This is a genomic window from Bradyrhizobium sp. (genome assembly GCF_049512235.1).
Taxonomy (GTDB): Bacteria; Pseudomonadota; Alphaproteobacteria; order Rhizobiales; family Xanthobacteraceae; genus Bradyrhizobium.
Map to the genome: position 1 here is coordinate 22,452 of NZ_JBEKXH010000023.1, position 6,257 is coordinate 28,708.

At 63.4% G+C, this 6,257-nt stretch carries 6 protein-coding genes; 4 read left to right on the forward strand and 2 right to left on the reverse strand.

Annotated elements, in window-relative coordinates:
* Positions 1-129 precede the first annotated feature (129 nt).
* Positions 130-1,500, forward strand: a complete 1,371-nt coding sequence (locus ABSG20_RS03785; protein ID WP_423863146.1) for an MmgE/PrpD family protein — start codon at positions 130-132, stop codon at positions 1,498-1,500.
* Between the two features lie 171 nt (positions 1,501-1,671).
* Positions 1,672-2,019: a GrlR family regulatory protein gene (locus ABSG20_RS03790; protein ID WP_423863147.1), complete on the forward strand. Its 348-nt coding sequence runs from the start codon at positions 1,672-1,674 to the stop codon at positions 2,017-2,019.
* A 31-nt stretch (positions 2,020-2,050) separates the two neighbouring features.
* On the opposite strand, the gene ABSG20_RS03795 is transcribed toward ABSG20_RS03790, so the two are convergent.
* Both ABSG20_RS03795 and ABSG20_RS03800 read right to left on the reverse strand, forming a co-directional pair.
* Entirely contained in the window at positions 2,051-2,611 is a 561-nt protein-coding gene (locus tag ABSG20_RS03795) for a GNAT family N-acetyltransferase (RefSeq protein WP_423863148.1), read from the reverse strand.
* Between the two features lie 41 nt (positions 2,612-2,652).
* Positions 2,653-4,401: a GAF domain-containing hybrid sensor histidine kinase/response regulator gene (locus ABSG20_RS03800; RefSeq protein WP_423863149.1), complete on the reverse strand. Its 1,749-nt coding sequence runs from the start codon at positions 4,399-4,401 to the stop codon at positions 2,653-2,655.
* 456 nt (positions 4,402-4,857) lie between these two features.
* Here ABSG20_RS03800 and ABSG20_RS03805 point away from each other — a divergent pair, with 456 nt between their 5' ends.
* Entirely contained in the window at positions 4,858-5,775 is a 918-nt protein-coding gene (locus ABSG20_RS03805) for a pirin family protein (RefSeq protein WP_423863150.1), read from the forward strand.
* A gap of 60 nt (positions 5,776-5,835) precedes the next feature.
* Positions 5,836-6,257: phosphoribosylaminoimidazolesuccinocarboxamide synthase (locus ABSG20_RS03810; protein WP_423863151.1), on the forward strand; the 422-nt coding region annotated here is incomplete at its 3' end.

A 6,257-nucleotide genomic window follows, 5' to 3' on the forward strand; every position in this document is an offset into this window, starting at 1 on the left:
TCGGCCGGCGCCTCAAGCCGCGCCGCAAAAATGAAATGGCTGGCGTACCACCAACACTCCCTCCAATTCGGTTTCCAGGTCTCGGATCATGTTCTAGGCTGTATCGCGAATCTGAGAGGAGGCAACGCCATGGCCGATGAAACCGCAACGCTGGCCGCCTATGTCGCCGGCCTGGAATTCGAAGACATTCCGCAGCAGGTCAAGCAGCGCGCCAAGGTCTTGACGCTGGATTTTCTCGGCAGCGCGATCCGGGCGCGGCGCGACGCTGAATCGACGCCTGCGCTGCTCGGCATGCTCGAAGCGCTCGCGCTCGATGGCCGCGGGGAAGCCACGGTGTTCGGCGACAGCAAGACCTGGACGCCGGCGGTGGCGGCCTTGCTCAACGGCGCGCTCGGCCATTCGCTCGATTTCGACGACACGCATGCGGATTCCTCGCTGCATCCGAGCGCGCCGGTGGTGCCTGCGGCGTTCGCGGCCGGCGAACTCGCCGGCGCCTCCGGCCGCGACGTGCTGACCGCCATCGTGGCGGGCTATGAGGTGTGCTGCCGGCTCGGCAATGCGCTCGACCCCACCTCCCATTATGCGCGCGGCTTTCATCCCACCGCGACCGCGGGAACCTATGGCGCCGCGGCCGCCGCGGCCAAACTGTTCGGGCTTTCGAAAGAACAGATCGTCGCGGCATTCGGCGTTTCCGGCAGCCAGGCCGCGGGCTCGCTGCAGTTCCTGGTCAATGGCGCCTGGAACAAGCGCTACCAGGTCGGCGCCGCGGCGATGAACGGGGTGATCGCGGCCACGCTGGCGCGCCAGGGTTTCGTCGGCGCGACGGAATCCATCGAGGGCAAGCACGGTCTTCTGGTCGGCTACAGCGACAACGCCCACCCCGACAAGGCGGTCGCCGGCCTCGGCAAGACTTACGAGACCATGAAGATCGGCGTAAAGCCCTATCCCAGCTGCCGCTACACCCATGCCGCGCTCGACGCGCTGATCGCGATGCGCCGGGAACACAATTTGACGCCGGACCAGATCAGGCGCGTCGAGATCGGGCTGCATCGCAACGGCATCACGCTGACCGGTGACGCCGCCACCAAGCGGCATCCGACCTCCATCGTCGGCGGCCAGTTCTCGATGTTCTTTACGGGTGCCGTGGCGCTCGATCGGGGCGGCTTCGGCTGGGACGATTACGAGCGGCTTGGCGATGCCGCGGTGGACGCGCTCGCCGACAAATTCGACGTGGTGCAGGACGATCGGCTCGAAATCGGCCGCAGCCATCCGTTCGGCGCCCGCGTCAGCATCGTAACCGACGATGGCGTGCATGAACGGATCTACGCGGATCCCTCCGGCGAGCCGAATTCATTCCCGGACGCGCAGGCGATGGCGCAGAAGTTTCTGACACTGGCCCGCCCGGTGCTCAACGGCCGTGCCGATCAGCTGGCGGATGCGGTCCTTTCATTGGAACGATTCGATCACATTGCGACCGCCACGCAACTGGGACGGCAGTGACGCGCCCGGCTACCTGCGGCCAGCCGTGGTTCGTTTCAATTTGCCGTGCCCGGGCCTTTCAGCGGCCTGATTCCTGTTGCGCGCGCGCTGCACAGCAAGGCTATGATGGGAGCTTGGGACGGTCGCATGTGTGGGCCTCAAGCGTCGCCCCGGGGGGTTGCAGCGTCGACCATGAAGAATGGCCTTTATTCGGTTCACATCTTTTTGCTCGACGGTGTAAAGGGTCGCGACAGTGGCGTGCTGATCCTCCGGGATGGCGTGTTTCTTGGTGGCGGTCCCTATTTCTGGTCGTCCGGCGCCTACACCGTCGGTAACGGGACCTGGAAGGGTTACTTGAGCACCAGTCAGCACACGCCCTTTCCTGATCCTTTTGTCCGCCCGATATTCGGCGGGCAGGAAGTCACCAGCGGGTTTTCGGGGACGTTTGCCGACGACCGTGCCGAGGTGTTCGGCACTACCCTGGTGGGAAACCGAAGCATGAGTTTTCGCGCGACACTGAAGAGACTCGCGGACCTTTGATGCTGGGCCAATGTGCCGCAGCAAGCGAGGTTTACCAGCGGCTCCTCGATGTCACCCAGACCTCCGCGATATGGCCGAACAGGTCGACCTCGCGTCCCGGTTCAGCGCCGAGCCGCCGGGCCACTGCCTGGGAGGCTGTGTTGTCGCGATCGATGCAATGGATGATCCGATCAAGCTCGAAGGTCGCGAACGCCCAGTCGATTGACGCGCGCGCTGCCTCGACGGCAAAACCCCTGCCGCGAAACCCGGGCGCGATGCCCCAGCCGACCTCGAAGCCCGGCCAGCCCGGCGGAAACCACGGCCCGACCCGCCCGACGAATTTTCCAGTCTGCTTTTCTTCGACCACGAACATGCCGGCGCCGTGCAGCGCCCAATGCCCGGCCATCACCGCCGCATTGCGCCAGCCGACCAACTCATCGGTGATGGGCTTTCCGTCGATGGTGATGAAGCGCGCCGTGCCGGGATCGGCCAGCATCGCCGTATTCGGCGCAATATCGGCGCTGCTCCATTGTCGCAGGACCAGACGCTCGGTCTCGATAAGCGGGCCGTTCGGTCGGGCAAGCCTGACACCGGGTCTGAGGGGAGCGATCATCGCGGCTTCCATTTTCATCGATAACGATCTGCTGCCTCACGTCAGGCAGCAAGTGCGGCGCGAATCATCCGTGCGAGATCCGAAGTGCGGTATGGCTTGGCGAGCAGCAGCACACCTTCATCGAGATGGCCGTGGTGGATGATGGTTTCCTGTGAATAGCCCGAGGTAAACAGCACTTTCAGCGCTGCCCTGCGCTGCAGCGCTGCGTCGGCGAGCTGGCGGCCATTCATCGAACCCGGCATGATCATATCGGTAAACAGCAGGTCGATTTCCCGCGGACTTTCGATCACGGCCAAAGCCTCCGCCGCATTGATCGCCGCCAGTGTGGCATAGCCCAGGCTCTTGATTTGCCCCACCACGAAGCTTCGCACCAGATCATCGTCTTCAACGACCAGTATGGTCTCATGGCCGCCTTCGACGCCCTCGGCGTTTGCGACCTCCACGGCGGGCGCAACGCCGATGGCTTGCGGCAGATAAATTCTCACCGTAGTGCCATGGCCTTCTTCGCTGTAGATCTTGATATGCCCATTGGACTGTTTGACGAATCCGTAGACCATGCTGAGGCCGAGGCCGGACCCCTTATCGACATCCTTGGTGGTGAAGAAAGGCTCGAAAACATGTTCCAGAATGGAGGCGGGAATGCCGTGCCCGGAATCGGTCACCGCCACCATGACGTATTTTCCGGCGGTGGCATCGCCGTTCATGCTGACGTAGCTGTCGTCGAGTTCGGCATTGGCGGTCTCGATGATAAGCTCGCCACCATCCGGCATCGCATCGCGGCCGTTGAGGGCAAGATTGATGATCGCATTATTGAGCTGGCTTGGATCGATCATCGCATGCGACGTATCGGCGGCGAGCTTCATATGGATCTCGATGGGCTCGCCCAACGTCGGCCGCAGCAGGTTGGCTGCCTGGATTACCAGTGAATTGACATCGACCTCGCGCGGTTGCAAAGGCTGCTTGCGGGCGAATGCGAGCAGGCGCTGGGTCAGATCGGCGCCGCGCGCCGCGGCTTCGTCGATCATTTTGGCGACAGCGGCGAGCGCCGGCCGGTCCGCAACGGCATCGGCAAGGATTTCGATGGTTCCGATAATGACGGTGAGAATGTTATTAAGGTCGTGAGCGACGCCGCCCGTCAGTTGACCGACCGCTTCCATTTTCTGGGCCTGGCGAAGCTGCAGGTGCGCGGCGTCCTTCTCATGCAGCAGACGATCCTTTTCTTCGACAATGGCCTTCATTCGGTCGACGGTGACCTGCAGGGCGGCGCCCCGGGAGGCGGTCGAGACGGCCTCGGCCAGGACGTTGGCGAAGCCAGTGAGGAAATTGATGTCATACTGGTCGTAATCGTGCTGGTGGTCATTGTCGATCTCGAGGATCCCGTAAGGCTGCTCGTCACTGCCCTTGATGATAACGTCGATGGTCGAGACGATGCCATGCGCGGCATAGAACGGCGGCAGATCAAAGCCGGGGTCCTTTCGCAGATCGCCTGAGATCGACGGTTTCCCGGTGACGAAGGCGCGTCCCTGAGGCGAACTCGCATCGGCGCGTGACACCACACAACCGATCACCCCGTCCTGCCAGCCGTGTCCGGCTACGATCAGAAGATCATTCTGCTCGACCCGGTATTGGCAAACCTTGCTGAAGGGTACGCTGAGACCCGCGGCGCAGGCCCGCGCCGCCTCCGTCAGGATTTTCATCAGGTCCCGCTCGCGGAGCGCGAAGCTGCCAAACTTGGCGATGGCGGCCTGCTGGCGGAGCAATTTCTGGACTTGTGCAGCGGCGTCGGTCATCGGCATGGCACCCCTAGCAGCCGCACCAAGGCAGGCGCCCCTGGAACGCATGGACCAAAGTCACCGCGGTCCGCCAACCTCCGAATTCCGAAGAGCAAGCCAACGAAGGCGCGCGAACGGTATCCCAGGGAAATGTGAGTTCCGAATCGCTACCTACGATAGCAGCGGATTTAAGTCCAGCCTGTCTGGCCAATTTTGACCACAAAACCAGCAACTATAGGCAAAACGGCATCCCCGCGGGCCGGGTCTTGACGTATCCGGTGGAGCCCGGCTGTTCGTCCCCAGGGGCGCCATCCCGGCAGCTACAATCGAGACTGCATCGACGCGACGCTGACCGGAAACTGTTGCGCCGGTGCCGCTGATGGATGGCTACGTCCCCCTCCGGATTCATCCGTGCGCGGGCGCGACGACGTCTGGAATGTGCTATAATCGCCACAAAAATCACGGAGCCACCTCATGAGCTGGATTCCCTCCAACGACCCCGTGCTCGGCGATAGCAAAACCTGCGACGCGCTCGAACTGGTGATTGTGCCGCGCACCCGCGATCTCGGCGATGGATTTGCCGTGCGCCGCGCGCTGCCGCATGGCAAGCGCCAGATGGTCGGTCCCTTCATCTTCTTCGATCATTTCGGCCCGGTGCAGTTCATGTCCGGCAAGGGCATGGACGTGCGCCCGCATCCCCATATCGGGCTCGCCACCGTCACCTATCTGTTCGACGGCAGCATCATGCACCGCGACAGCGAGGGCAACATCCAGGAAATCGAGCCCGGTGCCATGAACCTGATGACCGCGGGCCGCGGTATCGCCCATTCCGAGCGCACCCCTGATCTGCAGCGCCAAAGCGGCCAGAAGATGCTGGGCCTGCAGAGCTGGATCGCGCTGCCGGCCGCAGCCGAGGAAATCGCGCCGTCGTTTCAGCACTACGCCGCCGCCGACCTGCCGACCATTCGGGATCGCGGTTTCACCGCGCGCATCATCGCAGGGTCAGCGTTCGGGGTGACGTCGCCGGTCGCGATGGTCTCGCCGTGGTTCTACACCGAAGTATCCGCACAGCGGGACGTCAGCGTGCCGCTCGACCCCGACCATGAAGAGCGCGCCATCTATCTGGTCGACGGCGAGGTCGAGATTTCAGGTGATCGCTTCGAGGGGCCGCGGCTTCTGGTCTTCCGGCCCGGCGATCGCATCACGGTCAAGACCATAACGCCTGTCCGGATGATGTTTCTCGGCGGCGACGCGCTGGAAGGCCCGCGCCATATCTGGTGGAATTTTGTCTCCTCCAGCAAAGCGCGCATCGAGCAAGCCAAGGCGGACTGGAGGAGCGGCCGCTTCACGGCGGTCCCTGACGAGACCGAATTCATTCCGCTGCCGGAGTGAACCACGATTTTTGCCGCTCGCCTCGACGCCAATTCCGCAGCGTCTTCGAAGGTTTGACCGATGAACACAATGCTCGCCAGCGACCTGCCGCTGCCACGGATCGGCCGCGGCAAGGTCCGTGATATCTATGCCGTCGGCGACGACCGCGTGTTGCTCCTGACCACCGACCGCATCTCGGCCTTCGACGTCGTGATGGCCGAGACCATCGCGATGAAGGGCGCGGTGCTGACCCAGATCAGCGCGTGGTGGTTCAACGAGCTCGAAGGCGTGGTGCCGCATCACATGATCAGCGCCGATGCCGAGACGATCATCGCGCAGGTGCCCGGGCTGCGGGACCATCGCGCAGCGCTCGCCGGACGGGCGATGCTGTGCCGGCGCACCGCGGTGTTTCCGATCGAATGCGTGATCCGCGGCTATCTCTCCGGGTCGGCCTGGAAGGAATATTCAGCGCAAGGGACGTTGGCGGGCGAGAAGCTTGCCGC